The organism is Rhizobium sp. CB3090 (genome assembly GCF_029714285.1).
Lineage (GTDB): Bacteria > Pseudomonadota > Alphaproteobacteria > Rhizobiales > Rhizobiaceae > Rhizobium.
Window position 1 is genome coordinate 999,163 of record NZ_CP121662.1, and the last position, 24,454, is coordinate 1,023,616.

The following is a 24,454-nucleotide window of genomic DNA, read 5'->3' on the forward strand; positions in this document are numbered from 1 at the left end:
GGAGAGACGGGGTATTTTTAGTTTCCCCGGCCTTCCGACATGGACAGGGAATTCGTCGCGGTCAAGAGGCGAAGTTGATTTTTGCAATCGGTGCGGCGATGCGATCCTGCAAGATGACATCTATGCTACAATTGCAGATAAACGCCTTCGGGCGCTCCTGGCGGGATACGGCCATCATATCGGAATGGTCGGCAACACTTTCAATCCAACATCGAGATCGACACCAGTCCACCGGGATGCCGATGCAGCCGGCCGGCCATGTCGAGTTCCAAAAGCACGGAATGGACCGAGGATACCGAAAGGCCGGTATGCCGGATGATATCGTCGATCTCCACCGGCGTCTGTCCGAGCGCATCGATGATCTCCCAGCGATCGGTATCATCCGGCGGCAATGACATCGGTTTGTCGCTCTTTTCAGCGGGCGCCTCGGCAAGCTGCGGACGGAAAAGATCCGGCTCGGCCAGCGGTCTCAAGGCTTCGATGATGTCATCCGGCCTGGTCACGATCATTGCGCCATCCTTCAGCAAGCCGTTGGTGCCTTCGCAACGCGGATCGAGCGGGGAGCCCGGCACGGCAAACACCAGCCGGCCGAATTCGCCCGCGAGCCGCGCGGTGATCAGAGAGCCGGAGCGCGTTGCCGCCTCCACCACGACGAGGCCCAGCGAGATGCCTGCTATCAGCCGGTTGCGGCGCGGGAAATCGCGTGCGCGCGGTTCCCAGCCGAACGGCATTTCGCTGACGGCGAGGCCGTTGCCGTCCCATATTTCATGCAAAAGGCCGACATTTTCCGGCGGGTAGGGTTGATCGAGCCCGCCGGCCATGGCGGCGATCGTGCCGGTTTCAAGGCTGGCGCGGTGAGCCGCCGTGTCTATGCCGCGGGCAAGGCCGGAGACGACGGCATAGCCGGCTTGTCCGCAGGCGCGGGCGACCATTGCAGTGAACTTCGCGCCGCTGATCGAAGCATTGCGCGAGCCGACGAGGCCGATCGCCGGCCGGGTTGCCGTCGGCAGACTGCCTTTGACGGCGAGAAGCGGCGGCGCGCCATCGATCTCCCTCAGTACCTGCGGATAGTCCGGTTCGCCGATGCCGACGAAGCGCGCGCCGAAGCGATGCGCGGCTTCCAGTTCACGCAGCGCATCCTGCTCGCTGGCGATGCGGATCACCCGCGTCGAACCGCCGCGCTGCGACAGCTCCGGCAATGCGGTAAGTGCGGCTTCGGCTGAGCCGTAGTGACGGATGAGGTCGCGGAAGGTGGATGGGCCGACATTGTCGGAGCGGATCAGGCGGAGCCAGGCGATCCTTTGTTTTTCCGTCAGCGCAATTCCGGTTCGTCCTGCGCTGCTTCTTCCCATTACCCCTTCGCTCCGATCTTGGTTTCCGTGCCGGCGGTCAGCCGGCCGATATTGGCTCTGTGCTTGTACCAGGCGATGATGGTCATCAGCGCCATGGCCGCGGCGATCTTATCGGCGCCCAATATCCACAATGCAACCGGAATGACAAGGGTTGCAACCAATGCGGAAAGAGAGGAGTAGCGGGTCGTAAAGGCGATCGCCAGCCAGACGATGGAGAAGATCAGCGCCATCAACGGCGCGAGGCCAAGGAGAATGCCGAGATAGGTCGCGACGCCCTTGCCGCCCTTGAAACCGATCCAGACCGGAAAGATGTGGCCGATGAAGGCGGCAAAACCGGCGAGCACGCTCGCATCATCACCGAAGAAATGCGAGACGATCAGCACGGCGACCGTCCCCTTGAAGGCGTCGAGCAGCAGCGTTGCCACCGCCAGCGGCTTATTGCCGGTGCGCAGCACATTGGTTGCGCCGATATTGCCGGAGCCGATCTTGCGGACGTCGCCGAGGCCGGCCATGCGCGTCAGAACCAGGCCGAAGGGAATGGACCCGAGCAGATAGCCGATGACAATAGCTGCCAGTGCCGTTGGCAGGGTGAGCTGCCATGTCCAGAAATCCGCCATCACTTCTTATTCCCCATAAGCCCGAGCTTTGCCTAGAGACTGTGAACCAGCTTGCCGGCGACATAGGTCGCGACCGCCCTGCCGGTCATTCTTGCATCTTCGAAAGGTGTATTCTTCGAGCGCGACAGAAGCATGTCTTTGGCAACAAGCCAAGGCTCGTCGAGATCGATCAAGGCGATATCCGCTTTTGCACCCGGCTTCAGCGTCCCGGCATCAAGACCGAAGATCTGGGCAGGCCGTGTCGACAAGGCATCGATCAGCCGCATCAGGCTGACTTCGCCGCTGTGATGCAAGCGAAGCGCGGCAGCCAGCAGCGTCTCCAGACCGACCGCGCCGTCTTCGGCCTCGCCGAAAGGCAGGCGCTTCGTATCCACATCCTGCGGGTCGTGCGCCGAGACGATGATGTCGATGGTGCCGTCCGCAAGTGCCTCGATCATGGCCGTGCGGTCATCTTCGGAGCGCAGTGGTGGATAGAGCTTGAAGAAGGTGCGATATTCGCCGATGTCGTTTTCGTTGAGCGCCAGATTATTGATCGAGATGCCGCAGGTGACCTTGGCGCCGCGCGAGCGGGCAAGACGGATAGCCTCTGCCGATTCGGGCACCGAGATCATCGCTGCGTGATAATGGCTGCGGGTCAGAGCCGCGATTCTGAGATCGCGCTCCAGCGGGATGAGCTCGCTTTCCTTCGGAATGCCGGATAGGCCGAGCCAGCTTGCCAGCAGCCCCTCATGCATGACGCCGTTTGCGCCGAGATATTTGTCGCGGGTTTCGCAGGAGACAACGGCGCCGAATTCGCGGGCATAGGTCATGATGCGGCGCAGGACCTGCGTGTCGTAGACGCCGGAATGCGCGTCGGTGAAGACCACGGCGCCGGCTTCCTTGAGGAGACCGATTTCCGTCATCTCCTCGCCGGCGAGTCCTTTCGTGATTGCCGCTGCCGGATAGACATTGACGACGGCCGTGTCACGCGCCGTCTTCTTAACGAATTCGACGAGGGCGATGTCGTCGATGACGGGATCTGTGTCCGGCATCATGATGAAGGAAGTCACGCCGCCGGCCGCTGCGGCACGGCTCGCCGAAGCGATGGTCTCGCGATGTTCGCCGCCCGGCTCGCCGACGTGGACACGGGCATCGACAAGACCGGGCACGGCGACGAGGCCGGTGCAATCACGCACTTCAGCCCCCTTCGGCGCAGCATGCCGGTGTGCATCCTTGTCGGCGGCGACGATGACGCCGTTTTCGACGATGATCGTGCCGACATCATCGAGATTGCGCGAGGGGTCGATGATGCGGACGTTCTGGAGGACGATCGAGTTGCTCATGCGCCAGCTCCCTCGGTGCGCGGCCCTTGGTTTTGCGATATCAGCAGCGCCTCCATGACCGCCATGCGCACAGCGACACCCATTTCGACTTGCTCGGCGATGACGCTTTGCGGTCCGTCGGCGACTTCAGAGGCAATCTCGACGCCGCGGTTCATCGGACCCGGATGCATAACCAGCGCATCCTCCTTGGCCGCCTTCAGCGTCTCGGCATCGAGCCCGTAGAAGTGAAAATATTCGCGCACCGACGGCACAAAGGCACCGGACATGCGCTCGCGCTGCAGGCGCAGCATCATCACCACGTCGGCATCCTTCAGCCCCTCCTTCATCGAATGGAAGACCTCGACGCCCATGTCGGCGATCCCGGCGGGCAGCAGCGTGGCTGGCGCCACGACCCGGACCCGGGCGCCCATGGCATTCAGCAGCAGGATGTTGGAGCGTGCGACGCGCGAATGCAGCACGTCGCCGCAGATCGCGACAATGATGCGCGACAGCTTGCCCTTGGCGCGGCGGATGGTCAGCGCGTCGAGCAGTGCCTGTGTCGGATGCTCGTGCTGGCCGTCGCCGGCATTAACGACGGAGCAGGAGACTTTCTGTGCCAGCAGCGAGGCGGCACCGGCGCTGGAATGGCGGATGACGAGGACATCGGGACGCATCGCATTCAGCGTCATCGCCGTGTCGATCAGCGTTTCGCCTTTCTTCACGGAGGAATTGCCGACCGACATGTTCATGACGTCGGCGCCAAGGCGCTTGCCGGCCAGTTCGAAGGAGGCCTGTGTGCGGGTCGAAGCCTCGAAAAAGAGGTTGATCTGCGTCAACCCGCGAAGCGTCGATGTCTTCTTTTCGCGTTGCCGGCTGATCTTCACCGCCTCGTCGGCCTTGTCGAGAAGATAGGTGATATCTTGTTCGGTGAGGCCCTTGATGCCGATGAGGTGGCGGTGGGGGAAGAAGACCATGACGTGCCCTCCGGATTTCGTCAGGGGGTCTATAAAGAGGGAGTGCCTCAGGGGCAAGCGCGGCTTTCGTCACATCGGTTTGTTCCCCATGCAATTTCGCCCGAATCCCGCTACAGCAGCTATGCTGTTGGGAGACGAAACTTCCAGTTTCCTTTTGCAATCCTCTTGCTCTACAAGCGATCCATGACCCAACCGACCCGGACTGACGACACATTTGCCGAACTGAACCAGCCGAGCCTCTGGTCCGGCATCAACGCCTATCGTTCCGATCCGCTGATCGTCGATTTGACGTCCGGCCTGCCGCGCTCGACGCGTGACGATCTGGAGCAGATGGGCCGCTACGTCACCTCGCACGAGGCGCAGGAACTGGCGCGCATGGCGAACCAGGGCGTGCCGCAACTGCGCACCCACGGTCCGCGTGGCGAACGTCTGGATGTCGTCGAATTTCATCCCGCCTGGCATGCGCTCATGCGCCGCTCCATGTCGTCGGGTCTGCATTCCTCGATCTGGGATCCGCAGGCCGACCCGGAAGCGAAAGGCCAGTCGCACAAGGTCCGTGCCGCGCGCTTCTATCTGACGGCACAATTGGAATGCGGCCATCTCTGCCCGCTCACCATGACCAGCGCCTCAGTCGCGGCAATGATGGCATCTCCGGCGGTGCAGAAGGATTGGGCGCCGAAGATTCTTTCGCGCAAATATGATTCGTCCAACAAGCCTGCCATGCAGAAGAGCGCCGTCACCATCGGTATGGGCATGACGGAGAAGCAGGGCGGCACGGATGTGCGCGCCAACAAGACGACCGCCGACAAGGTCAGCGACGGTATCTATCGGCTCTCGGGTCACAAATGGTTCATGTCGGCTCCGATGAGCGATGCCTTCATCATGCTGGCGCAGACCAAGGACGGCATGGGCTGTTTCCTGGTGCCACGGCTGCTCGAAGACGGTTCGGCCAATGGTTTGCAGTTCCAGCGGCTAAAGGACAAGCTCGGCAATCGCTCGAACGCGTCCTCCGAAGTCGAATTCAGCGATACCTTCGGCTTCCTGCTCGGCGCGCCCGATGGCGGCATTCGCACGATTCTCGATATGGTGACACTGACGCGCCTTGATTGTGCGCTGGCGTCCGCCGGCATCATGCGGGCTTCGCTCGCCGAAGCCGTGCACCATGCGCGCGGCCGAAGCGTCTTCGGCAAGATGCTGGTCAATCAGCCGATCATGACGCGCGTGCTTGCCGACATGGCGCTCGATGTCGCCGCCGCGACCGCACTCGCCTTCCGTTTGGCGGAAGCTTTCGATAAGGCAAGCAGCAGCAGCGAAGATGCCGCCTATGCCCGCGTCATGACGCCGGTTGCGAAGTACTGGTGCTGCAAGATCGCGCCCGCGCTGATCTACGAGGCGATGGAGTGCATCGGCGGCAGCGGCTATATCGAAGAACGCCCGATTGCCCGGCATTACCGGGAAGCCCCGGTCAACGCGATTTGGGAAGGCTCCGGTAATGTCATGGCGCTCGATCTGCTGCGTGTCCTGAACCGGGGCAGGGACCTGTTCGAAACCGTCTTCGCCGGCCTTGCCCGCGATCTCGGTCCGGCCGGCAAGAAAACCATTGATGTTCTGCGCGCCGCCATGGCGCTGTGCGAACAGGATGAGGGGGCGGCCCGCCTGCTGATCGAGCAGATGGCACTCGCCGCCGGCGCTGCCGAACTCTATCGCCTGGGCGCAGGCAAGATCGCCGATGCTTTCATCGAAACCCGCCTGGCGGGCGGCTGGCGCGCCACCTATGGCATGCTGGATGCACGCTTCGATGCGAGCTACATCGTCGATCTGCTCTATCCGCCGGCGACATGAAGCTGTCATTTCAACGGAGACGGCGGTTCGCGGCGGCATCTATAGTTGATGTGGTACCAATAATTATTATATATTGGTATCGACGAGGAGCTGCCTATGGCCCGCAATACATCCATTTCCCTTGGTGACCATTTCAACGCCTTCATCGATACGCAAGTGAAAACGGGTCGATATGGCTCCGCCAGCGATGTTGTCAGAGCAGGTTTGCGTCTGCTGGAAGAACACGAGACAAAGGTCAAGGCTCTTCAGGACGCGCTGATCGCAGGGGAAGAATCCGGGAAGCCAGATCCCTTTGATAACGCCGCATTCCTCAAGCGGATGCGAGCTACATATGGCGAATAAGTCCGGTAGGTATAGAAGAAGTCTCAATGATCAATCTCCGAACCGTCCAAGCCGATGACATCGATCAGCTCTATGTCATCTCCTTGGTCACTGGCGATGCCGGCAGGGATGCGACAGCGCTCCATCGCGATGGACGGATGATTGGGCATATTTACTCGGTGCCCTATGCGGCACTCAGCCCCGAAACTGTCTTTGTCGCCGAAGACGGGGAGGGTGTCTGCGGCTATATTGCCGGCGTCTTCGACACCGTTGCTTTCGAGGAAAGACTGGAGCGCGAGTGGTGGCCGGAGCTGCGCAAACGCTATGCGGAGCCATCCGGCGATGCTTCGGCCTGGGATGCGGATCAGCAGAGAAGTTTTACGATCCATCATCCGAAGCGAACGCCCGCTGCTCTCACCGATCCTTTCCCGGCACATATTCATATGAATCTCCTGCCGCGCACGCAGGGGCAGGGTATCGGCAGTGCACTTCTTGACCGATGGCTCTCGAATGCTCGCGCCCACGGCGTCAAAGGCGTGCATCTGGGAGTAAATGTCGGCAACCACAACGGGATGCGCTTCTGGGCATCGCGCGGATTTTCCCGGCTGGAGCTGCCGCCGGGGCTGACATCAGGAAACACCGTCTGGTTCGGCCAATCTCTCTAAATCTGTGGATTCCACAGTTTTAAATCTATCGAAGCGCATCGCCTCGTTGTTCATTCGGATACGGCTTGTTATTCACCGGCTGGTGACAGATTGGGGCCGAGAAGATGCCAAGCGCAAACGCCGTTTTGAGAAAACCAATCGAAATGCCGGCTGAACCGGAGAAGCGGGTGCGTAATCGCGCCGCCACCGAGCAAGCGATCCTGGATGCCGCGAAACGGCTGTTGGCGGAAGAGGGATTCCAGAATTTCGGCATTAACGCCGTCGCCCGCGGCGCTGGCTGCGACAAACAACTGATCTATCGCTATTATGGCGGTCTCGACGGCCTTGTGGAGGCGATCGGCACCGATCTTGGAAGCTGGGTGCAGGATCGCATCCCCAACGATACCGGCGGCATGTTCCTGCTGACCTATGGCGATCTCATGGAACGGCTGGCGCTGCTTTTCCTCGATGCATTGCGTGCCGATCCGCTGATGCGCCGCATCGTCGCCTGGGAGGTGTCCGAAAATACCGAGCAGGTGCGCCGGCTGTCGGAAGCCCGTTCGAAGGCGCTTGCTGGCTGGATCGAGCGCATGCGAGGTTCGCTGACGCCGCCAAAGGGGATCGATACGGTCGGCGTCAACGCCATGATCTTCGCTGCCATTCAGCATCTCGTTCTTTCGGCGACTGTCAGCGGCCAGTGCGCCGGTCTTGCTCTGAAAACGGCGAAGGATTGGGAAAAGGCCGCCACCGCGCTGAAGCGGATCGTCCGCGGCGTCTACGGCTGACGTCAGCACGGTGCAGGAGATATCCACAGCCCGGCTTGGCCGTTAACCTTAACAATTGGTTTACATTGCGCAGCAACGGTTAACTGGCCACTGTATGTCGACCGATTGTTAACTATCAAGCGTGCAGCCATGGGGTCCAGACCCGTAAAAATCGTGCTTCTTGTGACCGCGATGATGTTCTTCGCCGTTCTGGCGCTGGATATAGCGGTACCGGCACTGGTGTTGAGCGCCATGGCACTGTCGAACTGGCTGATCCTTTCGACTGAAGCGACGCGATACCAGCGTCGAAGGGGAACCGCATGAAGTGGTTGCTGATATTCTGGGCCGCGCCCGTCTCGTTTCTCGGGGCGTGGTACTATCTATCCTACTACGACATGAGTTTCGGCGTCTTTATGTTCACGCGACAGACGCATGATCTCGTTTTTCAGGTCTACGGCAAAATTCTCGGCATCCCGCCAGAGACCATTCCGCCCTTGGTCGCTCGTGCCATTGCCTTTGACAGCCTGCTGGTCTTTGCAATCTGCGGCTTTCGCAAGCGCGCCGTCATTCTGGAATGGTGGAAGAGCCGTCAAGTCTCGAGATCGGGAAAGACCGGCCTGCCAAGCGCCGAAAGCCTGTCCAAAGCTCCCTGAAGAATGAAGCTTGCGGCGGCCGAGTCGATGCGCTCGGCACGCTTGGCGCGTGAGACGTCCATTTCCAACAACGCCCGTTCCGCGGCGACCGTCGATAGCCGCTCGTCCCAGAAGACGAAGGGTAGGGTGGTTTTCTCGGCCATACTGCGCACGAAAGCCCGTGTCGCCTGCACGCGAGGCCCTGCAGAACCGTCCATGTTCATGGGCAGGCCGATGACGAAAGCGGCGACTTTTTCCTTTTCAGCGAAGGCAAGCAGTATCTGCGCATCCTGGGTGAACTTCACGCGCTTGATTACGGGGCGGGGCGTCGCGAACCGCCGGCCGAGATCGGACATGGCAAGCCCGATCGTCTTGGTGCCGAGATCGAGCCCGGCAATCGGCTGGCCGGGCAGGAGCATTACGGCGAGGTCTTCGATGGTCAGCGTCGTCATCAGTTCTCGTCCCCCGTCAAAACAAATTGAAGTCCGACCGCTTTTCTTTGTGACGGTTTCGGATATGTCCTAAGACACCAGTCTTGCATTAGAAATCAAGTATTAAGGAGAAAATCCATGAAGATCACGTGGCTCGGCCATGCCGCTTTTCGCATCGAAACGACCAAGGCCAAAATCCTTATCGACCCTTTTCTAAGCTATAATTCATCCTTCACCGGCGCGGGGCTCAACATCAAGGATGCAGCCGCCGGCGTCACCCATATTCTCTTGACCCACGGCCATGGCGACCACGTCGGAGACACTGTCCAGATCGCCAAGGATACCGGCGCCGTCGTTCTCGCCAACGCCGATCTTGCCGCCTGGCTCGGCAGCAAGGGTGTCGAGAAGCTGGAAATGGGCAATACCGGCGGCACCGTCGGTCTGGGCAGCTTTTCGGCCACTTTCACGAATGCCCTGCACTCCTCTGCCCAACTCACCGAAGACGGTGTTTCGCATTCTCTCGGCAACGCGAATGGTCTGATGCTGCATTTCGATGATGAGCCGACGCTGTTCCACATGGGCGATACGGACATCTTCTCCGACATGGGCCTGATCAACGAATTGCATCAGCCTGATATCGGCATCGTGCCGATCGGCGACCGCTTCACCATGGGCGGTGCCGTTGCCGCGCTCGCCTGCCGGCGCTTCTTCAACTTCAAGACCGCCATCCCCGGCCACTACGGCACTTTCCCGATCATCGATCAGACCCCGGAAAAGTTCATCGCCGGCCTGGAAGGCTCAAAGACGGCAGTCTCGGCACCGAAGCCTGGCGAGAGCATCTCGGAGTAACGATACCCGTTGCGTATGGTGGACATGGCCTTTATAGCGATAGGAAAAATCCTACCCGGAGAATGCCATGTCCGTCGATCTCGCCACTGTCAAACGCGTCGCCCATCTTGCCCGCATCGCCGTCAGCGATGACGAGGCGGAGCGGATGATGGGCGAACTGAACGGGATCTTGGGCTTCGTCGAGCAGCTTTCCGAAGTGAATGTCGATGGTGTCGAAGCCATGACCTCCGTTACGCCGATGGCGATGAAGAAGCGGACGGATGGCGTCACCGACGGCAACAAGGCTGCCGACATCGTCGCCAATGCGCCGAATACCGACCAGAATTTCTTCCTGGTTCCCAAAGTCGTTGAATAACGGCCGCACGAGCCTGTTCCGACCCGTTGCCCTCATTAGATCTGAAGCGAAACAAGATGAGTGAACTGACCAGCCTGACCATTGCCGAAGCCCGCGACAAACTGCGCGCCAAGGATATCACCGCCACCGAATTGACCGAGGCCTACATTTCGGCGATCGAGGCGGCCAATGCTCAGTTCAATGCCTATGTGAAGGTGACGCCGCAAAAGGCGCTTGCAATGGCCAAGGTGTCGGATGCCCGCCTTGCGGAAGGCAAAGGCGGCGCGCTGGAAGGCATTCCGCTCGGCATTAAGGACCTGTTCGGTACCGAAGGCATTCATACCCAGGCCTGCAGCCACATCCTGGACGGTTTCGAGCCGCACTATGAATCGACCGTCACGCAGAACCTCTGGGATGACGGCGCCGTCATGTTGGGCAAGCTCAACATGGATGAGTTCGCCATGGGGTCCTCCAACGAGACCTCCTATTACGGCCCGGTGATCAACCCATGGCGCGCCGCAGGCTCCAACCAGCAGCTCGTTCCCGGCGGCTCCTCGGGCGGTTCGGCCGCTGCCGTTGCCGCGCATCTGTGTGCCGGTGCGACCGCCACCGATACCGGCGGCTCCATCCGCCAACCCGCCGCCTTCACCGGCACGGTCGGCATCAAGCCGACCTATGGCCGCTGCTCGCGCTGGGGCGTGGTCGCCTTCGCCTCCTCGCTCGACCAGGCCGGCCCGATCGCCCGCGATGTGCGCGACGCAGCCATCCTGCTGAAGTCGATGGCGGGCGTCGATGCCAAGGACACCACCTCGGTCGATCTGCCCGTGCCGGATTACGAAGCCTCGCTCGGCCAGTCGCTCAAGGGCATGAAGATCGGTATCCCGAACGAATACCGTGTCGATGGCATGCCGGAAGAGATCGAGACTCTTTGGCAGCAGGGCATTGCCTGGCTGAAGGATGCAGGCGCCGAGATCGTCAATATCTCGCTTCCGCATACGAAATACGCCTTGCCGGCCTATTACATCGTCGCGCCTGCCGAAGCCTCTTCGAACCTCGCCCGTTACGACGGCGTGCGCTACGGCCTGCGCGTCGACGGCAAGGATATCGTCGACATGTATGAAAAGACGCGTGCTGCCGGCTTCGGCCAGGAAGTGAAGCGCCGCATCATGATCGGCACCTACGTTCTGTCGGCCGGCTATTACGACGCCTATTACCTGCGCGCCCAGAAAGTCCGCACGCTGATCAAGCGCGACTTCGAGCTCGCCTTCAACGCCGGCGTCGATGCCATCCTGACACCCGCCACACCGTCTTCGGCCTTCGGCATCGCCGACGAAAACCTCGCGTCCGATCCGGTCAAGATGTACCTCAATGACATCTTCACGGTGACGGTCAACATGGCGGGTCTGCCCGGCATCGCCGTCCCCGCCGGCCTCGACTCAAAGGGCCTGCCGCTCGGCCTGCAACTCATCGGCAAGCCGTTCGATGAGGAAACCCTGTTCAAGACCGCCCATGTCATCGAACAGGCGGCCGGCAAGTTCACGCCGGCGAAGTGGTGGTAAGCAGCGGCGAGTAGCGCCGGCGTCTGGACTATGCTAGGCTTTGTTTATGTGCGATTTGAAACGGAAATCGGATTTTGAGAGCCACGAGCGCTCATTGACCGGCCCAGCCTCCGCTGAGCCGGGCTACGATGATTGGGTAAAGACAACGATTGAAACTGCAGTGGCCGAAGCTGACGCGCATCCGGAGGATTGGATTCCTCTTGAAGAGATAATGAAAAAGTTTGGCCTTGAACGTTAGTTTTACGCCTCGGGCTTCTTCTAATCTGGAAGCCATCCATCAGTATATCTCTGATGCTGATGTGGGTGCAGCGGAACGCGTTATCGCAAGGATAGTGCAGGCAATTATCATGCTGGAGCGTTTTCCAATGCTGGGGCGGATTGGCCGAGTGCCTGGAACCCGCGAACTGCCAATAGTCCGTCTACCCTATTTCGCCGTTTATCGTATTGTGAGCGAGACCGAGATTAATGTTCTCGCTGTGATCCATGAACGGCAAAAATTCCCCAAATTATAATTGTGAGAGACGGAGCGGCATCCACAGGGACGCCGCCATACTTGTTTACCTATTATCCAACTGCGCTCTCACCAGCCGCAATCCCTGCTCCGTGATCCGATAAGGATGACCGTCCGAGGATTTGATGGCCCTCAGGCGTTTGAGTTTTCGGAAGAGATCGAGGCCGAAGCCGGGATAGAGCCAGCCGTCGCGCGTGAAGCAACGGACGGTCTCGATCTTCCTGTTTTCGGAGCGGTTGATTTCGATGCGGCCGCCTTGGGCGAGCAGATGCAGAATGCGCTGTTCGGCGCGGGAAATATCCATGGTTTCAAGATCCGGAAAGCGCCGTAAGGCGCGACAAAACGATCCGACATTCCCTTGGGGAAGTCGGGGCTTCGTTTCGGGCCCAGCGCGCAAGAAAGACTTGCGGGCAGGGCCTTTACCGGGTCTGAGACAAGGTGGACATCAAGACTCCATTGATGCCTAATGTCTAAAGCAGGTTGTATTCACGGTCAAGTTTCACGCTGTTAAACATAGGTCGCCATCCTGCGCCTGTTCTCATTTGGCGGCTGGAAAAAGCCCTTTTCCGGTGTTTTACTGCTGAAAACGGCGGGGGCCTGATGATCCATATTCGCAATGCCCACGAGGGAGAGACGGAGATATTGGTCAATATCGGCCTGCGGTCGTGGCAGACGGCTATGCGGTCGATCGGCGGCACGGATGCGCTGCTCGATGGTGCCAGAGAAGCCTTCTCGAATTTCACCCGCGGCTCCTGGCTGACGATCACGATCGTGGAGCTGAACGGACTGGTTGCCGGCTGGGCGGCTCGTGAAGCGCTTGACGAGAATATTTCCGATTTCTGGATCGATCCCGATCACCTTCGGCAGGGACTTGGTTCGGCATTGCTGGCGCAGATCGAGAAAGACGTTCTGGAGCAGGGGCTGGAGAAGGTCGCGGTACAGACCCACGCCAGCAACACCGATGCGATCGAATTCTTCAAAGCGCACGGCTATGCCATTCATTGGCTCTCCGTCGACTATTCTCCGAAGCTCGATCGCGACGTGCCGACGGTCGGCCTTTCGAAACCGCTGCTCGACAGCGGTGACGGGACCTATGGCACGGGCATATAACGGCAGCGGGGCGCTGAAAGTCTTGCGCCGCACCGCCAATTGCTCTACCTCACAGAGTTCAGAAGAACAGCATTTCAAGAGCCTCTCATGACCATTGTCGACGTCCGCACGCCAGATCCGAAGCGCTTCATTCCCGGTGCCACCGGTGATTGGGAAGTTGTTGTCGGGATGGAAGTCCATGCCCAGGTGTTGAGCAAGTCCAAGCTCTTTTCCGGTGCTTCGACCGAGTTCGGCAAGCCGCAGAATTCCAACGTCTCGCTCGTCGACGCCGCCATGCCCGGCATGCTGCCCGTCATCAATGAGGAATGCGTCAAGCAGGCGGTTCGCACCGGCCTCGGTCTGAAGGCTCAGATCAACAAGCGCTCGGTCTTCGACCGCAAGAACTATTTCTATCCCGACCTGCCGCAGGGCTATCAAATCTCGCAGTACAAGGATCCGATTGTCGGCGAAGGCAAGATCGTCATCTCGCTCGGCCCGGATCGCCAGGGGCAGTTCGAGGACATCGAGATCGGCATCGAGCGTCTGCATCTGGAGCAGGACGCCGGTAAGTCGATGCACGACCAGCACGCCACCATGTCCTATGTCGACCTCAACCGTTCCGGCGTGGCGTTGATGGAAATCGTCTCCAAGCCGGACATGCGTTCGTCGGACGAGGCGAAGGCCTATATGACCAAGTTGCGCTCGATCGTGCGTTATCTCGGCACTTGCGATGGCAACATGGACGAAGGCTCCATGCGCGCCGATGTCAACGTCTCTGTCCGCCGTCCGGGTGGAGAGTTCGGCACACGCTGCGAAATCAAGAACGTCAACTCGATCCGTTTCATCGGCCAGGCAATCGAATACGAAGCGCGCCGCCAGATTGCCATCCTCGAGGATGGTGGCACGATCGATCAGGAAACCCGCCTGTTCGATCCGAATAAGGGCGAAACGCGGTCCATGCGCTCGAAGGAAGATGCGCATGATTACCGCTATTTCCCCGACCCGGACCTGCTGCCGCTCGAATTCGACGACGCATTTATCGATGCCTTGAGGGCCAATCTGACGGAACTGCCCGACGACAAGAAGGAGCGTTTCGTTCGCGAGCTGGGCCTGTCCGTCTACGACGCCTCCGTGCTCGTCTCGGAAAAGGCGATTGCCGATTATTTCGAAACGGTCGCCGCCGGCCGTGACGGCAAGATCGCGGCAAACTGGGTCATCAACGACCTCTTGGGCGCCTTGAACAGAACCGGCAAAACCATTGAGGAGACTCCGGTTTCGCCCGCCCAGCTCGGTGCCATCATCGACCTGATCAAGGCCGAAACCATCTCCGGTAAGATCGCCAAGGACCTGTTTGAAATCGTGCTCAACGAGGGTGGCGATCCCGCCGAGATCGTTGAGGCCCGCGGCATGAAGCAGGTCACGGACACCGGCGCCATCGAGAAGGCCGTCGACGAGATCATCGCCGCCAATCCGGATCAGGTCGCCAAGGTCAAGGCCAAGCCGACGCTTGCCGGCTGGTTCGTTGGTCAGGTGATGAAGTCGACCGGTGGCAAGGCCAATCCGCAGGCAGTACAAGCCCTCGTCAAGGCCAAGCTCGGCATCGAAGAGGAATAGCTCACGTGTATTTCGTCCGCACGGCCGGCGAGCAGGATCTCGAGAAGGTCCGCGACCTTCTCGTGGAGACATGGCACGCGGCTTATGACCGGCACTTTGGCGTGGCGAAGGTTGATGAGCTGATTGAGCTACTGCTGTCGCCGGCCAAGCTGAGAGCGCGGTTGGCAAAGCGGCAATCCGAATTCCTGGTCGCCGACAACGGTGAGGATATTGGCGGCATGGGCTATGCCGTCATGTCCGAGCAAATGACCAAGACCGTTCTCCTTCACATGCTCTATGTCCGTCCGTCACTGCAGCGCAACGGCATCGGCCGCGATATCTTCGCCGAGCTGGAAACCTGCTTTCCGGATGCCGAGGTCATGCGCCTCGACGTCGAGCCCGACAATGCCGAAGCGATCGCCTTCTATCAGGCCCACGGTTTTGCCGAGGTCGGCCGCAACGAGAATGCGGGACCAGGACAGTCGGGTATTCCGGCGCTGGTGTTTGAGAAGCGGCTGGCGAGCCATTAAACGGACCAGAAGAATTTGGCGACCAATACAACCGATCTGTTGATCCGCGAAGCCCAGGAGGCGGACCTCAGCGCCTTGATCGCCCTCTTCGCCGCCGATGCTCTCGGCGATCACGGTGACACCACCGATCCCGCCGCTTACGATGATTATCTCCGCGCCTTCCGTGCGATCCAATCATCGCCCGACCAGACGCTTTATGTCGCCGAACTCCGCGGCGAGGTCGTCGGCACTTTCCAGACCATGATCACCACATCGCTGACTGGCCGCGGGTCTTCCGCAATGATTATCGAAGCGGTTCAGACACGCTCGGAGCTGCGCGGGCAGGGGATTGGGGCAGCGATGATCAATTTTTGTATTGCCGAGGCAAAAAGCCGCGGCATGCGGCTGGTGCAGTTGACATCGAACGCCGCGCGCAAGGATGCCCATCGATTCTATGAGAGATTGGGTTTCAAGCCCAGTCACCTCGGCTTCAAGATGGCTTTGAAATGACCGCTTTTCCCGCTGGAATCACTGGACAAGGCGGCATAGTGGCGGCATAAGCAAGCGATCGAATTCTGGTTTCGCCTGCTCCCAACGGGCACAAGGATAAAGACATGTGGAATTTACTCGTTCAAACCTTTACGTGGTGGAACAGTCAGACGATGGGAACTCGCTTCGCGACCTGGCGGTTCGGCAAGCGCGTCGGCGAGGATGAATTCGGCAATGTCTACTATGAGGGCGGTACGTCCTCCTACGGTCTTCCGAAGCGCTGGGTGATCTACAAGGGTTATGCCGAAGCCTCCGCCATTCCTCCGGGCTGGCACGGCTGGATGCACCACCGCACCGATGTTCCGCCGACCAAGGACAATTACGTTGCCAAGGAATGGCAGAAGCCACACCGCGCCAATCCGACCGGTTCGCCGCAGGCCTATCGTCCGCCGGGATCGCTGGCCGTTGCCGGCGAACGTCCGCGCGTGACCGGCGATTACGACGCCTGGACGCCGGGCAACTAAGCACGGAGGGGCCGGCTCGTCCTTTGGCCACAATTGGCCTCTAGAGCAGTTCCAGGAAAAGTGCGAAGCGGTTTTCCGTCCTGAATGCGTAAAAAAACAAAGAGATAGAGCGGGGAAAGCGATTCCATGAAACGCTGAACCGCTCTAGGCGCAGAACATGCCGGCTCGTGCTCGGCGCTTTGACCGAGACCAAGCGGAGATTGGCGGATATGACGTTTTTCACGCGGAGCGCTTCTTTGCGTGTGATATCAGGAGTGGCGCTTGCCCTTGCTGCGGGCGCTGTCTTGCCGCCGTCCGCCGAGGCTGCCCGCATCTCCAACCCCGTCGCCGTCTTCTCCGGCCTCGACAAGATCACCGGCCGCATCACTACGTTCGATGTCTATATCAACGAGACCGTGCAGTTCGGCGCGCTGCAGGTGACGCCGAAGGCTTGCTATTCGCGTGACGATACCGAGCAGCAGAAGGTCGACGGCTTTGTCGAAGTGGACGAGATCACCCTCGACCGCCGCATCCGCCGCATCTTCACCGGCTGGATGTTCGCCGACAGCCCCGGCCTCAACGCCGTCGAACATCCGATCTATGACGTCTGGCTGAAAGAGTGCAAGCAGAAGTCGGATATCCCGCCGCCGGACAGCGCTGGCGCCAAGTAGACACGTTCTCTTCCAAACGTTGACCATGCCGCAAGATTGGCGCGCAAAGATCAGTCTGTTACGAGCAATCTTGTGGCAAGCCAGTCAGCCGATCTCCTTACCCGAGGCGGCGGCTTTGCATATCAGGTATCGATCGGCTTCGCCGGACAGGTCGACGACAACGCGCGTGCCGTCTTTGATCCTGCGCCGCATGATATCGGCGCAATCCGGATGGAGCAAAAGTTTCGCGCGTTCGTGCAGAGCCTGAAGCCGGGATCGTGAGATGCCCAATTCAGATGCGAGCAGGCGATCGAGGCGCATGCTGAAAGGAAGCGCGATCGCTAGATCGATCTCCAGCACTGACCCGCTATCCGTCTCGCCCAGCACCTCTCTTTGAACATCAGCATCGGCAAATTCGTCAACGCGTTGAGCCTTGCGTCTCAATGCGTCGAGATCGAATTCCCGCGCCCGTATCCACTCGGGATCGTTGCCTTGAAGTGCCTCCAGAGTAGGGGGATTGAGATCACGGATAGCCTGGCGCTCGAAGAGCGTCCGGTTCCATGTCTTGTCGCAGCCCACGCATTTATAGATGAGCCAGGCATCGAGTTTCTTGCCGTTGGCGTTGAGCCTGATCTTACCGCTCGACTTGAAAGGCTTGTGGCATCCGCATCCGCTGCAGGCGATCCATGGCTTAGGAGCAGTTCGAGGATTGATGGTCCATCGGACCTTGAGAATATTGCACATACCGTCTTGGTCTTCCGTTCGGAAGTTCACCAAGTTGGCGGTAAGACATGCCCATTACGGGCGCGGCATGGCGATGTTTCGGACGGCTGAAGAGCTGAGACAGCAATGGCTGCGCATGGCGCATTTCAACAATGCCAAACCGGTCCCAGGCCACCACCCGATGAACATGATCATACGTCCGGCAGCGATGACGCTGCCCTGACATACAGGGTGAAATTGGATGAGACCGGTATTTACGACGGCAAAGTGGAACCTCGATGCGCCAATGCTCTTTAAGCGAGTGTTAGCAGATAAAAACGAGGATTTGAAGCCTGAACGGCTCGAAAAAGCCTCTGGCCTTTCCGCACACCTAGACGGCCGGAGCGGTTCTCAGGCGTCAGTGCTTTTATCCCGGCGAAACGCACCAAGGATCTTGCGTCCCAGGGCGGCAACGCCGGCGACAACGACGATCAGCCCTTTCTTCAACGCCAGGAGCGCTACGCCGAAGCTCTTGAAGAAGCCGAGGATGATCGCCAGGAAGCCGAGTTTTGCAGCAATCTTCACGCCGGCACCGGCGGCGATCATGCCCGCCATGCTGTAGGCGGCGATCTTGTCGCCATTGACAAAGTCGGCATAGCGCTTGCCGCTGTCATATTGCACGGCGTTGATGACATTCGGGATGGCATCGTTGATTTCTTTCAACTGATTGAGGCCGGCCACGAAATCGAGCTCCATGACGCCTTCGCGACCGAGCACGCGCACGGAATAGTTCAGCGTATGCGGACCATTGGGATCCTTGCCGAAGATAAGGTCGCGGGCCCAGTGAAGCGCATGGGTTGCCTTGTCGTAATGCGGCGGCTCGGCCCAGCCCACCAAAGTGATCGGAGCGAAGCCTTCTTTCTCGCGTTCGGGATTGTCTTCCTTGATTCCATCCTGAATCTGTTTCAGCAGGGCGTTGTAGTCTGTCGACGCAGCGTCATCGTCGGAGACATGGCCGCTGCCGTCGTATTCGACGACCGAGCCCCAAGTGCGCTGATCCGTCGGCGCATATTTTGCCGGGAAGATCATGCCGAGCGTACCTTCGGCGGCATTGCTCGGATTACCCCAGAGCTGAACCAGCACTTTTCGGGTGTCGGCCGGGTTAAGATAGTAGAACTGATCGGAGACGTTCAGCGTCGCGTTCGCGCCGGGCAATTTGATCGGTCCCCGCTGAAAGTCGATCGTCTTCAGCACGGCTCCTTCGTCGCTCTCTGGCGCGTCGGTGCCGAACATGTCGTGAAAGGATTTGGCGTCGGCCTGCGTTGCGACCAATGCGGCGAGAAAGATGATTGCAAGATATATTTTCAAGATACTACCCCCGGCTGCTGTGCCGAACGTAGCGGATTCTTGATTTAAATCAACGCATATACGTGGATTCTCAACTGCCGGTGAAGCTCAGATTGGGCGATTCCATCGCTTTTTCAAGCATCCTGGCATATTGATCCTTCGGCACGTCTATTGCGCCGAATGTCCTCAAATGCTCCGTGGTGAATTGAGTATCGAGCAGGGTGAAGCCGCGCTGCTTGAGGCGCTCTACGAGATAGACAAGACAGATCTTCGAGGCGTCCGTGCGGCGCGAAAACATGCTCTCGCCGAAGAAGGCCGAGCCCAGCGATACGCCGTAGAGCCCGCCAACCAGTTTGCTCCCTTCCCAGGCCTCGACGGAGTGAGCGTGGCCGATATGGTTCAGGGTCGAATAGAGCGACTTGATGGTCTTGTTGATCCAGGTGCTTGGCCGGCCGCTGGTCTGCTCGGCGCAGGCGGCGATGACGGCGTCGAAATCCGTGTTGAACCTGATATCGAAGGGCTTGTGGCGAATGGTCTTCGCGAGGCTTTTCGAAACATGGAAAGTGTCGAGCGGCAGCACGCCGCGCAGCTCAGGCTCGACCCAGAAGATTTCCGGATCATCAGCCGATTCCGCCATCGGGAAGAGACCTATGGAATAGGCGCGCAGCAGGATCTCAGGAGTAATGCCCGGATTTCTGCTGCGCGGTCCTGCCATAGGTCAAGCCGAGCCTTTCGCCAGGTAGTCTTCCAGCCAATGGATATCATAATCGCCATTGGCGATATCCTGGTTGGAAACGAGATCCTGGAACAGAGGCAGAGTGGTCTTGATGCCATCGACCACGAATTCGTCGAGCGCACGCCGCAGGCGCATCATGCATTCGACGCGGGTGCGGCCATGCACGATCAGCTTGCCGATCAGGCTGTCATAGTAGGGCGGGATTCTGTAGCCCTGATAGGCGCCCGAATCGATGCGCACGCCAAGGCCGCCCGGCGCATGGAAATGCGTGATCGTACCGGGCGACGGCACGAAGCTGCGCGCGTCCTCGGCATTGATGCGGCATTCGATGGCATGGCCGTGGAAATGCACGTCCTCCTGTGTCACGGAAAGACCGCCGCCCGAGGCAACGCGGATCTGTTCGTGCACGAGATCGATGCCGGTGATCGCTTCGGTGACCGGATGCTCGACCTGCAGGCGGGTGTTCATTTCGATGAAATAGAACTCGCCGTTTTCATAGAGGAACTCAATCGTGCCGGCGCCGCGATATTTCAGCTTCTTCATGGCGTCGGCGCAGATCTGGCCGATCTTCATGCGCTGCTCGACGTTGAGCGCCGGTGAATTGGCTTCTTCCCAGACCTTCTGGTGGCGGCGCTGCAGCGAGCAGTCGCGCTCTCCGAGATGCACGGCATTGCCTTCGCCATCGCCGAACACCTGGATTTCGATGTGGCGCGGCTTGCCGAGATATTTTTCCATATAGACGGATTCATTGCCGAAGGCGGCTGCCGCTTCGGTACGTGCCGTCGACCAGGCTTCGAGGACGTCCGCTTCCGTACGCGCCACCTTCATGCCGCGTCCGCCGCCGCCGGCGGTCGCCTTGATCAGCACGGGATAGCCGATTTCCCTTGCGGTCCGCAGCGCGTCTGCTTCGGTCTTCACTTCGCCGTCCGAGCCCGGAACGACGGGGATGCCGAGCTGCTGCGCAGTCGTCTTAGCGGTGATCTTGTCGCCCATGATGCGGATATGGTCCGCCGTCGGGCCGATGAAGGTGATGCCGTGTGCTTCGAGAATATCGGCGAACTTGGCGTTCTCCGACAGGAACCCATAGCCCGGGTGAACGGCGTCGGCACCGGTGATCTCGCAGGCCGCGACGATCTGGTGGATGTTGAGATAGCTTTCGCGCGACGGCGGCGGGCCGATGCACACGCTTTCGTCCGCCAGGCGCACATGCATCGCGTCGGCATCGGCGGTCGAATGCACCGCGACACTCGCAATGCCGAGCTCCTTGCAGGCGCGCAGCACACGAAGGGCGATCTCTCCGCGATTGGCTATGAGAATCTTCGAAATCATGGGCATAGGGTCTACTCGATGACGACCAGGGCTTCGCCGTATTCGACCGGGCGTCCGTCCTGAATGAGGATTTCGGTCACAGTGCCGGATTTGGGCGCAGGAATCTGGTTCATCGTCTTCATCGCTTCGATGATCAACAGCGTCTGGCCTTCCTTGACGGAGGCACCGATCTCGATGAAAGCGGCAGCGCCCGGAGCGGGTGCCATATAGACCGTACCCACCATCGGCGCACTGACGACGTTATCCGGATTGCGCGACTTGCCGGCGGGCGCGGCGGCCGCGACCGGAGCGGCGGCGGCAGGAGCTGCTGCGGCATAGGCGGGGGCTGCGATCGGTGCCTGCACATATTGAGTCGTGCCGGCGCGCGATACGCGGATGCGCAGATCTTCTTGCTCGACTTCGATCTCGGTCAGATCGGTCTCATTGAGAATATTGGCGAGGTCGCGGATCAGCGCCTGGTCGATACCCAATTTCTTGTCAGCCATGGATGTTTTGCCCTGTATTCTTGTTATTGCGTGATGGATTTCAGCGCGTGTAGCGCCAGGATGTAACTGTGGGGCCCAAAGCCGCAGATCATGCCCTTGGCGGCGGGCGCGATCATCGATTTGTGCCGGAATTCTTCGCGTGCGTGGATATTGGAGATGTGAACCTCCACCACCGGAATGGAAATGGCGCGGATCGCGTCATGAAGTGCGATCGACGTATGGCCATAGGCGCCGGGGTTGATGGCGATGCCGGCGGCGACGTCTCCGGCTTCGTGGATCCAGTCGACCAGCACGCCTTCATGATTGCTCTGGCGAAAGTCGATGACAAAGCCGAGGCTTTCGCCCACGGATTTGCAGTCGGCTTCGATATCCTTGAGCGTCTTGCCGCCATAGATGCCCGGCTCGCGCTTGCCGAGGGCATTCAAATTGGGTCCGTTAAGGACAAAAATGGTTTGCGCCATTAGAGGTTCCGTCAAAGTGCAGCGCAACCTATAGACTCCCGAGGGCCTATAGGAAAGCCCCCAGGACATAGGTTGCGCATGTCTAGGTGTGGAAACGCCCGGATTTTGGCGATTTTACGCATAACCTCGAAATCGGTTCGGTTTCGCAAAGGTCTATGCAGCTTCTGAAGCGCCGCTGTGTCCTTTATGCATCCTGATGCGCGGCGCAGTCATAGCCACCGTTCAGCAGGTGGTCTTGCCGCAACTGCGGACATTGGAGATTTTCTGCTGAATGGCCTCGAGGCCGATCGCACCGGAGATCGTTTCGTTGCCGATGACATAGGCCGGCGTGCCGGTGACGTTGAGATCGGTGGCGAGTTGGTAGGTGGCCTTGACCGTATCATTGTTCGGGCTTTTGGCCATTTCGGCGCGGATTGCCGCTTCGGCGACGCCGAGCGAGGTCGCAACTTCGATGGCGCTGTCTTCCGAGGCGCGGCCGTCACTGCCAAGCAGGGTATGATGGAATTCGGCATATTTTCCCGGCGCCAGCTTGCGGAAGGCATCGGAGACCCTTGCCGCGGCAACTGAATCCGGTCCGAGGATCGGGAATTCCTTCAGCACGAAACGCACATTCGGGTCCTGCTTCAGCAGCGCGTCCATGTCGGGGAGCGCATGGCGGCAATAGGTGCAATTGTAATCGAAGAACTCGACCACAGTGACATCGCCCTTCGGATTGCCGATCGTGACGTCATCCTTGGAATTGAAAATGGCATCCTTGTTTTGAGCGACAGCCTGGGCCGACTGAGCCAGGCGCTGCTCGTCCTGTTTCTTTTCAAGCGCCGCCTGCGCGTCCAAGAGGACTTCCGGATGCTCGACGAGATATTCCTTGATGAAATCCCCGAATTCCTTTTTCTGCTGGTCGTCCAGCGCGGCGGCGGGCTGGACCATGGCGAGCGACGCGGCAAAGGCGATCGCTGAAGCCGCCAGCAGGGTTTTGGAAAAAAGGGTCATCGGGTCCTCGTTTGAGTGGGTGCTGAGACTCATCGTCCGGTTCGGGATATCACCGCGAGGTTAAAATCCACAAATGTACAACGGCAATTTACGGTGCATGCTTATTTCCAGAAACAGGAATTTTCACGACAAAGCCGCAATCGCGGGATTGTGAACAAGCTAATATTACGGCAATTGTCTGGCTCCAATCCGATCCGAGAAAGAATTGACCTTGTTTTCCCTATCCAAACGCAGCGATGTCGAACCCTTCCACGCCATGGATGTGCTGGCGGAGGCAACGCGTCGGCGTCAGGCGGGGCATGCCGTCATCTCGATGGCCGTTGGCCAGCCGTCTCATCCTGCGCCGCAAGCGGCACTGGAGGCAGCACGCGCGGCACTCGGTCACGGCCGCATCGGCTACACGGACGCACTTGGCACGCTGGCGCTCAGGCAAGCACTTGCCGGTCACTACCTTGCTCGTCACGGTCTGACCATCGATCCCATGCGGATCGCGATCACCACCGGTTCGTCCGCCGGCTTCAACCTCGCCTTTCTGACACTCTTTGATCCCGGCGACCTCGTCGCCATCGCAAGGCCTGGCTATCCGGCCTATCGCAATATCCTCGCCGCCCTCGGGCTCGATGTCGTGGAAGTGCCGGTGACCGCCGAGACGCAATTTACTCTGACACCAGAAAGCCTGGAGACCGCACAAGCAGCCAGCGGCAAACGGTTGAAGGGCGTGCTGCTCGCAAGCCCCGCCAATCCGACCGGCACGGTAACCGGCAGGGCGGCGCTGAAAGCGCTCGCCGACTATTGTGCCGATCGTTCGATCGCTTTCATCTCCGACGAAATCTATCACGGCCTTACCTTCGTCGGCGAGGAGACGAGCGCGCTGGAACTGACCGACGAGGTGATCGTCATCAATTCCTTTTCGAAATATTATTGCATGACCGGCTGGCGCATCGGCTGGATGGTGCTTCCGGAGCGTCTGGTGCGTCCGATCGAGCGCGTCGCTCAGAGCCTTTACATTTCGGCCCCGGAACTCTCGCAGATCGCCGCTGCCGCAGCGCTCGGGGCAGGGGCCGAACTGGACGCTTACCGCGAAAGCTATCGCCGCAACCGCGATTTCCTGATGCACCGTCTGCCGGAGATCGGCTTCTCCATCGCGTCGCCGATGGACGGCGCTTTCTACGCCTATGTCGATGTCAGCCGTTTCACCAACGACAGCATGGCGTTCGCCCGCAAGATGCTGGCCGAAATCAACGTCGCCGCCACGCCGGGCCTCGATTTCGATCCGATCGAGGGACACCGCGCGATGCGCATCTCCTATGCCGGCTCCAATGCGGAGATCGAGGAAGCGGTGGAACGTATGGCGGCGTGGTTGAAGTAGACGCTGTATCTGTGGTCGAACCGGGCCGCCCGTCCTTCGAGGCATTTCCGCGCTATGCGCCGAAATGCGCC

General features: G+C 59.7%; 31 protein-coding genes. 18 read left to right on the plus strand and 13 right to left on the minus strand.

Annotation, left to right across the window (positions count from 1 at the left end; all coding sequences use genetic code 11):
• Positions 1–200 precede the first annotated feature (200 nt).
• From dprA to QA646_RS04850, 4 genes are read right to left on the minus strand one after another with little or no spacing between them, the layout of a single operon-like run.
• Positions 201–1,352 (minus strand): DNA-processing protein DprA, encoded by a 1,152-nt coding sequence (dprA, locus tag QA646_RS04835; RefSeq protein ID WP_283057912.1) that lies wholly within the window; start codon positions 1,350–1,352, stop codon positions 201–203.
• Positions 1,352–1,972, minus strand: coding sequence for a glycerol-3-phosphate 1-O-acyltransferase PlsY (plsY, locus tag QA646_RS04840; RefSeq protein ID WP_283057913.1), 621 nt, complete (start codon positions 1,970–1,972; stop codon positions 1,352–1,354). The genes dprA and plsY overlap by 1 nt, the downstream gene beginning before the upstream one ends.
• A 29-nt stretch (positions 1,973–2,001) precedes the next feature.
• Positions 2,002–3,291 (minus strand): dihydroorotase, encoded by a 1,290-nt coding sequence (locus QA646_RS04845; RefSeq protein ID WP_283057914.1) that lies wholly within the window; start codon positions 3,289–3,291, stop codon positions 2,002–2,004.
• Positions 3,288–4,244, minus strand: a complete 957-nt coding sequence (locus QA646_RS04850) for an aspartate carbamoyltransferase catalytic subunit (RefSeq protein ID WP_283057915.1) — start codon at positions 4,242–4,244, stop codon at positions 3,288–3,290. Before QA646_RS04850 ends, QA646_RS04845 begins: the two co-directional genes overlap by 4 nt.
• A gap of 183 nt (positions 4,245–4,427) precedes the next feature.
• On the opposite strand from QA646_RS04850, the gene QA646_RS04855 reads away from it, so the two are divergent.
• The 6 genes from QA646_RS04855 (at position 4,428) to QA646_RS04880 (ending at position 8,468) form a co-directional block, all read left to right on the plus strand.
• Entirely contained in the window at positions 4,428–6,086 is a 1,659-nt protein-coding gene (locus tag QA646_RS04855; protein ID WP_283057916.1) for an acyl-CoA dehydrogenase family protein, read from the plus strand.
• 96 nt (positions 6,087–6,182) lie between these two features.
• Positions 6,183–6,428: a type II toxin-antitoxin system ParD family antitoxin gene (locus QA646_RS04860; RefSeq protein ID WP_283057917.1), complete on the plus strand. Its 246-nt coding sequence runs from the start codon at positions 6,183–6,185 to the stop codon at positions 6,426–6,428.
• A gap of 26 nt (positions 6,429–6,454) precedes the next feature.
• Positions 6,455–7,072 carry a GNAT family N-acetyltransferase gene (locus QA646_RS04865; protein ID WP_283057919.1) on the plus strand — a complete coding sequence of 206 codons (618 nt, stop codon included), beginning with the start codon at positions 6,455–6,457 and terminating at the stop codon, positions 7,070–7,072.
• Positions 7,073–7,176: 104 nt separating this feature from the next.
• On the plus strand, positions 7,177–7,836 hold the full coding sequence (locus QA646_RS04870) for a TetR/AcrR family transcriptional regulator (protein ID WP_283057920.1): 660 nt from the start codon (positions 7,177–7,179) through the stop codon (positions 7,834–7,836).
• A gap of 129 nt (positions 7,837–7,965) precedes the next feature.
• Entirely contained in the window at positions 7,966–8,139 is a 174-nt protein-coding gene (locus QA646_RS04875) for a hypothetical protein (RefSeq protein WP_283057921.1), read from the plus strand.
• On the plus strand, positions 8,136–8,468 hold the full coding sequence (locus QA646_RS04880; RefSeq protein WP_283057922.1) for a DUF6105 family protein: 333 nt from the start codon (positions 8,136–8,138) through the stop codon (positions 8,466–8,468). The genes QA646_RS04875 and QA646_RS04880 overlap by 4 nt, the downstream gene beginning before the upstream one ends.
• Here QA646_RS04880 and ruvX read toward each other — a convergent pair.
• Positions 8,405–8,899 carry a Holliday junction resolvase RuvX gene (gene ruvX / locus QA646_RS04885; protein ID WP_283057924.1) on the minus strand — a complete coding sequence of 165 codons (495 nt, stop codon included), beginning with the start codon at positions 8,897–8,899 and terminating at the stop codon, positions 8,405–8,407. The two genes, QA646_RS04880 and ruvX, sit on opposite strands and share 64 nt — an antisense overlap.
• 117 nt (positions 8,900–9,016) lie before the next feature.
• On the opposite strand from ruvX, the gene QA646_RS04890 reads away from it, so the two are divergent.
• The 4 genes from QA646_RS04890 to QA646_RS04905 all read left to right on the plus strand — a co-directional run bounded on the left by QA646_RS04890 (position 9,017) and on the right by QA646_RS04905 (position 12,132).
• Positions 9,017–9,727: a metal-dependent hydrolase gene (locus tag QA646_RS04890; protein WP_283057925.1), complete on the plus strand. Its 711-nt coding sequence runs from the start codon at positions 9,017–9,019 to the stop codon at positions 9,725–9,727.
• A gap of 67 nt (positions 9,728–9,794) precedes the next feature.
• Positions 9,795–10,082 (plus strand): Asp-tRNA(Asn)/Glu-tRNA(Gln) amidotransferase subunit GatC, encoded by a 288-nt coding sequence (gene gatC / locus QA646_RS04895; RefSeq protein WP_283057926.1) that lies wholly within the window; start codon positions 9,795–9,797, stop codon positions 10,080–10,082.
• Between the two features lie 56 nt (positions 10,083–10,138).
• Positions 10,139–11,620, plus strand: coding sequence for an Asp-tRNA(Asn)/Glu-tRNA(Gln) amidotransferase subunit GatA (gene gatA / locus QA646_RS04900; RefSeq protein ID WP_283057927.1), 1,482 nt, complete (start codon positions 10,139–10,141; stop codon positions 11,618–11,620).
• Positions 11,621–11,841: 221 nt separating this feature from the next.
• Positions 11,842–12,132, plus strand: coding sequence for a type II toxin-antitoxin system RelE/ParE family toxin (locus QA646_RS04905; protein ID WP_283057928.1), 291 nt, complete (start codon positions 11,842–11,844; stop codon positions 12,130–12,132).
• 45 nt (positions 12,133–12,177) lie between these two features.
• On the opposite strand, the gene QA646_RS04910 is transcribed toward QA646_RS04905, so the two are convergent.
• Positions 12,178–12,435 carry a YjhX family toxin gene (locus QA646_RS04910; protein ID WP_283057930.1) on the minus strand — a complete coding sequence of 86 codons (258 nt, stop codon included), beginning with the start codon at positions 12,433–12,435 and terminating at the stop codon, positions 12,178–12,180.
• A 296-nt stretch (positions 12,436–12,731) separates the two neighbouring features.
• Here QA646_RS04910 and QA646_RS04915 point away from each other — a divergent pair, with 296 nt between their 5' ends.
• From QA646_RS04915 to QA646_RS04940, 6 genes are all read left to right on the plus strand, one after another.
• Positions 12,732–13,241, plus strand: a complete 510-nt coding sequence (locus QA646_RS04915) for a GNAT family N-acetyltransferase (RefSeq protein ID WP_283057931.1) — start codon at positions 12,732–12,734, stop codon at positions 13,239–13,241.
• 87 nt (positions 13,242–13,328) lie between these two features.
• A complete protein-coding gene (gene gatB, locus QA646_RS04920; RefSeq protein WP_283057932.1) occupies positions 13,329–14,834 on the plus strand; it encodes an Asp-tRNA(Asn)/Glu-tRNA(Gln) amidotransferase subunit GatB in 1,506 nt (501 codons plus the stop codon).
• A gap of 5 nt (positions 14,835–14,839) precedes the next feature.
• On the plus strand, positions 14,840–15,343 hold the full coding sequence (locus tag QA646_RS04925; protein ID WP_283057933.1) for a GNAT family N-acetyltransferase: 504 nt from the start codon (positions 14,840–14,842) through the stop codon (positions 15,341–15,343).
• A gap of 15 nt (positions 15,344–15,358) precedes the next feature.
• Entirely contained in the window at positions 15,359–15,832 is a 474-nt protein-coding gene (locus tag QA646_RS04930; RefSeq protein WP_283057934.1) for a GNAT family N-acetyltransferase, read from the plus strand.
• A 104-nt stretch (positions 15,833–15,936) separates the two neighbouring features.
• On the plus strand, positions 15,937–16,335 hold the full coding sequence (locus QA646_RS04935) for an NADH:ubiquinone oxidoreductase subunit NDUFA12 (RefSeq protein ID WP_283057935.1): 399 nt from the start codon (positions 15,937–15,939) through the stop codon (positions 16,333–16,335).
• Positions 16,336–16,544: 209 nt separating this feature from the next.
• Positions 16,545–16,985 (plus strand): DUF2155 domain-containing protein, encoded by a 441-nt coding sequence (locus tag QA646_RS04940; protein WP_283057936.1) that lies wholly within the window; start codon positions 16,545–16,547, stop codon positions 16,983–16,985.
• An 84-nt stretch (positions 16,986–17,069) separates the two neighbouring features.
• Here QA646_RS04940 and QA646_RS04945 read toward each other — a convergent pair whose 3' ends face one another.
• Positions 17,070–17,708, minus strand: coding sequence for a DUF1062 domain-containing protein (locus QA646_RS04945; RefSeq protein WP_283057938.1), 639 nt, complete (start codon positions 17,706–17,708; stop codon positions 17,070–17,072).
• Positions 17,709–17,742: 34 nt separating this feature from the next.
• Here QA646_RS04945 and QA646_RS04950 point away from each other — a divergent pair, with 34 nt between their 5' ends.
• Positions 17,743–17,910 (plus strand): hypothetical protein, encoded by a 168-nt coding sequence (locus QA646_RS04950; RefSeq protein WP_283057939.1) that lies wholly within the window; start codon positions 17,743–17,745, stop codon positions 17,908–17,910.
• Positions 17,911–18,077: 167 nt separating this feature from the next.
• Here the strand turns inward: QA646_RS04950 and QA646_RS04955 are convergent, their stop codons facing one another.
• The 6 genes from QA646_RS04955 to QA646_RS04980 form a co-directional block, all read right to left on the minus strand.
• Positions 18,078–19,034 carry a DUF2167 domain-containing protein gene (locus QA646_RS04955; protein ID WP_283057940.1) on the minus strand — a complete coding sequence of 319 codons (957 nt, stop codon included), beginning with the start codon at positions 19,032–19,034 and terminating at the stop codon, positions 18,078–18,080.
• A gap of 70 nt (positions 19,035–19,104) precedes the next feature.
• Positions 19,105–19,728 carry a leucyl/phenylalanyl-tRNA--protein transferase gene (gene aat, locus QA646_RS04960; protein WP_283057941.1) on the minus strand — a complete coding sequence of 208 codons (624 nt, stop codon included), beginning with the start codon at positions 19,726–19,728 and terminating at the stop codon, positions 19,105–19,107.
• Positions 19,729–19,731: 3 nt separating this feature from the next.
• On the minus strand, positions 19,732–21,084 hold the full coding sequence (gene accC / locus QA646_RS04965) for an acetyl-CoA carboxylase biotin carboxylase subunit (protein ID WP_283057942.1): 1,353 nt from the start codon (positions 21,082–21,084) through the stop codon (positions 19,732–19,734).
• Between the two features lie 5 nt (positions 21,085–21,089).
• Positions 21,090–21,563, minus strand: coding sequence for an acetyl-CoA carboxylase biotin carboxyl carrier protein (gene accB / locus QA646_RS04970; RefSeq protein ID WP_283057943.1), 474 nt, complete (start codon positions 21,561–21,563; stop codon positions 21,090–21,092).
• 23 nt (positions 21,564–21,586) lie between these two features.
• The gene (gene aroQ, locus QA646_RS04975; RefSeq protein WP_283057944.1) at positions 21,587–22,024 is read right to left on the minus strand and encodes a type II 3-dehydroquinate dehydratase; all 438 of its coding nucleotides are present in this window, start codon (positions 22,022–22,024) and stop codon (positions 21,587–21,589) included.
• 222 nt (positions 22,025–22,246) lie between these two features.
• A complete protein-coding gene (locus tag QA646_RS04980) occupies positions 22,247–23,014 on the minus strand; it encodes a DsbA family protein (protein WP_283057945.1) in 768 nt (255 codons plus the stop codon).
• Between the two features lie 211 nt (positions 23,015–23,225).
• Between QA646_RS04980 and QA646_RS04985 the strand changes: the two genes are divergently transcribed.
• Entirely contained in the window at positions 23,226–24,383 is a 1,158-nt protein-coding gene (locus tag QA646_RS04985) for an aminotransferase class I/II-fold pyridoxal phosphate-dependent enzyme (protein ID WP_283058972.1), read from the plus strand.
• The last annotated feature ends 71 nt before the right edge of the window (positions 24,384–24,454 follow it).

Bases quoted from the DNA above. Each gene is read 5' to 3' on its own strand.
- accC (WP_283057942.1), bottom strand. From the start codon at position 21,084: ATGCCCATGATTTCGAAGATTCTCATAGCCAATCGCGGAGAGATCGCC.
- QA646_RS04935 (WP_283057935.1), top strand. From the start codon at position 15,937: ATGTGGAATTTACTCGTTCAAACCTTTACGTGGTGGAACAGTCAGACG.
- gatB (WP_283057932.1), top strand. From the start codon at position 13,329: ATGACCATTGTCGACGTCCGCACGCCAGATCCGAAGCGCTTCATTCCC.
- aroQ (WP_283057944.1), bottom strand. From the start codon at position 22,024: ATGGCGCAAACCATTTTTGTCCTTAACGGACCCAATTTGAATGCCCTC.
- accB (WP_283057943.1), bottom strand. From the start codon at position 21,563: ATGGCTGACAAGAAATTGGGTATCGACCAGGCGCTGATCCGCGACCTC.
- QA646_RS04850 (WP_283057915.1), bottom strand. From the start codon at position 4,244: ATGGTCTTCTTCCCCCACCGCCACCTCATCGGCATCAAGGGCCTCACC.
- QA646_RS04865 (WP_283057919.1), top strand. From the start codon at position 6,455: ATGATCAATCTCCGAACCGTCCAAGCCGATGACATCGATCAGCTCTAT.
- QA646_RS04910 (WP_283057930.1), bottom strand. From the start codon at position 12,435: ATGGATATTTCCCGCGCCGAACAGCGCATTCTGCATCTGCTCGCCCAA.
- aat (WP_283057941.1), bottom strand. From the start codon at position 19,728: ATGGCAGGACCGCGCAGCAGAAATCCGGGCATTACTCCTGAGATCCTG.
- QA646_RS04845 (WP_283057914.1), bottom strand. From the start codon at position 3,291: ATGAGCAACTCGATCGTCCTCCAGAACGTCCGCATCATCGACCCCTCG.
- QA646_RS04915 (WP_283057931.1), top strand. From the start codon at position 12,732: ATGATCCATATTCGCAATGCCCACGAGGGAGAGACGGAGATATTGGTC.
- QA646_RS04860 (WP_283057917.1), top strand. From the start codon at position 6,183: ATGGCCCGCAATACATCCATTTCCCTTGGTGACCATTTCAACGCCTTC.
- QA646_RS04870 (WP_283057920.1), top strand. From the start codon at position 7,177: ATGCCAAGCGCAAACGCCGTTTTGAGAAAACCAATCGAAATGCCGGCT.
- QA646_RS04855 (WP_283057916.1), top strand. From the start codon at position 4,428: ATGACCCAACCGACCCGGACTGACGACACATTTGCCGAACTGAACCAG.
- QA646_RS04890 (WP_283057925.1), top strand. From the start codon at position 9,017: ATGAAGATCACGTGGCTCGGCCATGCCGCTTTTCGCATCGAAACGACC.
- gatA (WP_283057927.1), top strand. From the start codon at position 10,139: ATGAGTGAACTGACCAGCCTGACCATTGCCGAAGCCCGCGACAAACTG.
- QA646_RS04945 (WP_283057938.1), bottom strand. From the start codon at position 17,708: ATGTGCAATATTCTCAAGGTCCGATGGACCATCAATCCTCGAACTGCT.
- QA646_RS04880 (WP_283057922.1), top strand. From the start codon at position 8,136: ATGAAGTGGTTGCTGATATTCTGGGCCGCGCCCGTCTCGTTTCTCGGG.
- QA646_RS04940 (WP_283057936.1), top strand. From the start codon at position 16,545: ATGACGTTTTTCACGCGGAGCGCTTCTTTGCGTGTGATATCAGGAGTG.
- ruvX (WP_283057924.1), bottom strand. From the start codon at position 8,899: ATGACGACGCTGACCATCGAAGACCTCGCCGTAATGCTCCTGCCCGGC.
- gatC (WP_283057926.1), top strand. From the start codon at position 9,795: ATGTCCGTCGATCTCGCCACTGTCAAACGCGTCGCCCATCTTGCCCGC.
- QA646_RS04980 (WP_283057945.1), bottom strand. From the start codon at position 23,014: ATGACCCTTTTTTCCAAAACCCTGCTGGCGGCTTCAGCGATCGCCTTT.
- QA646_RS04875 (WP_283057921.1), top strand. From the start codon at position 7,966: ATGGGGTCCAGACCCGTAAAAATCGTGCTTCTTGTGACCGCGATGATG.
- dprA (WP_283057912.1), bottom strand. From the start codon at position 1,352: ATGGGAAGAAGCAGCGCAGGACGAACCGGAATTGCGCTGACGGAAAAA.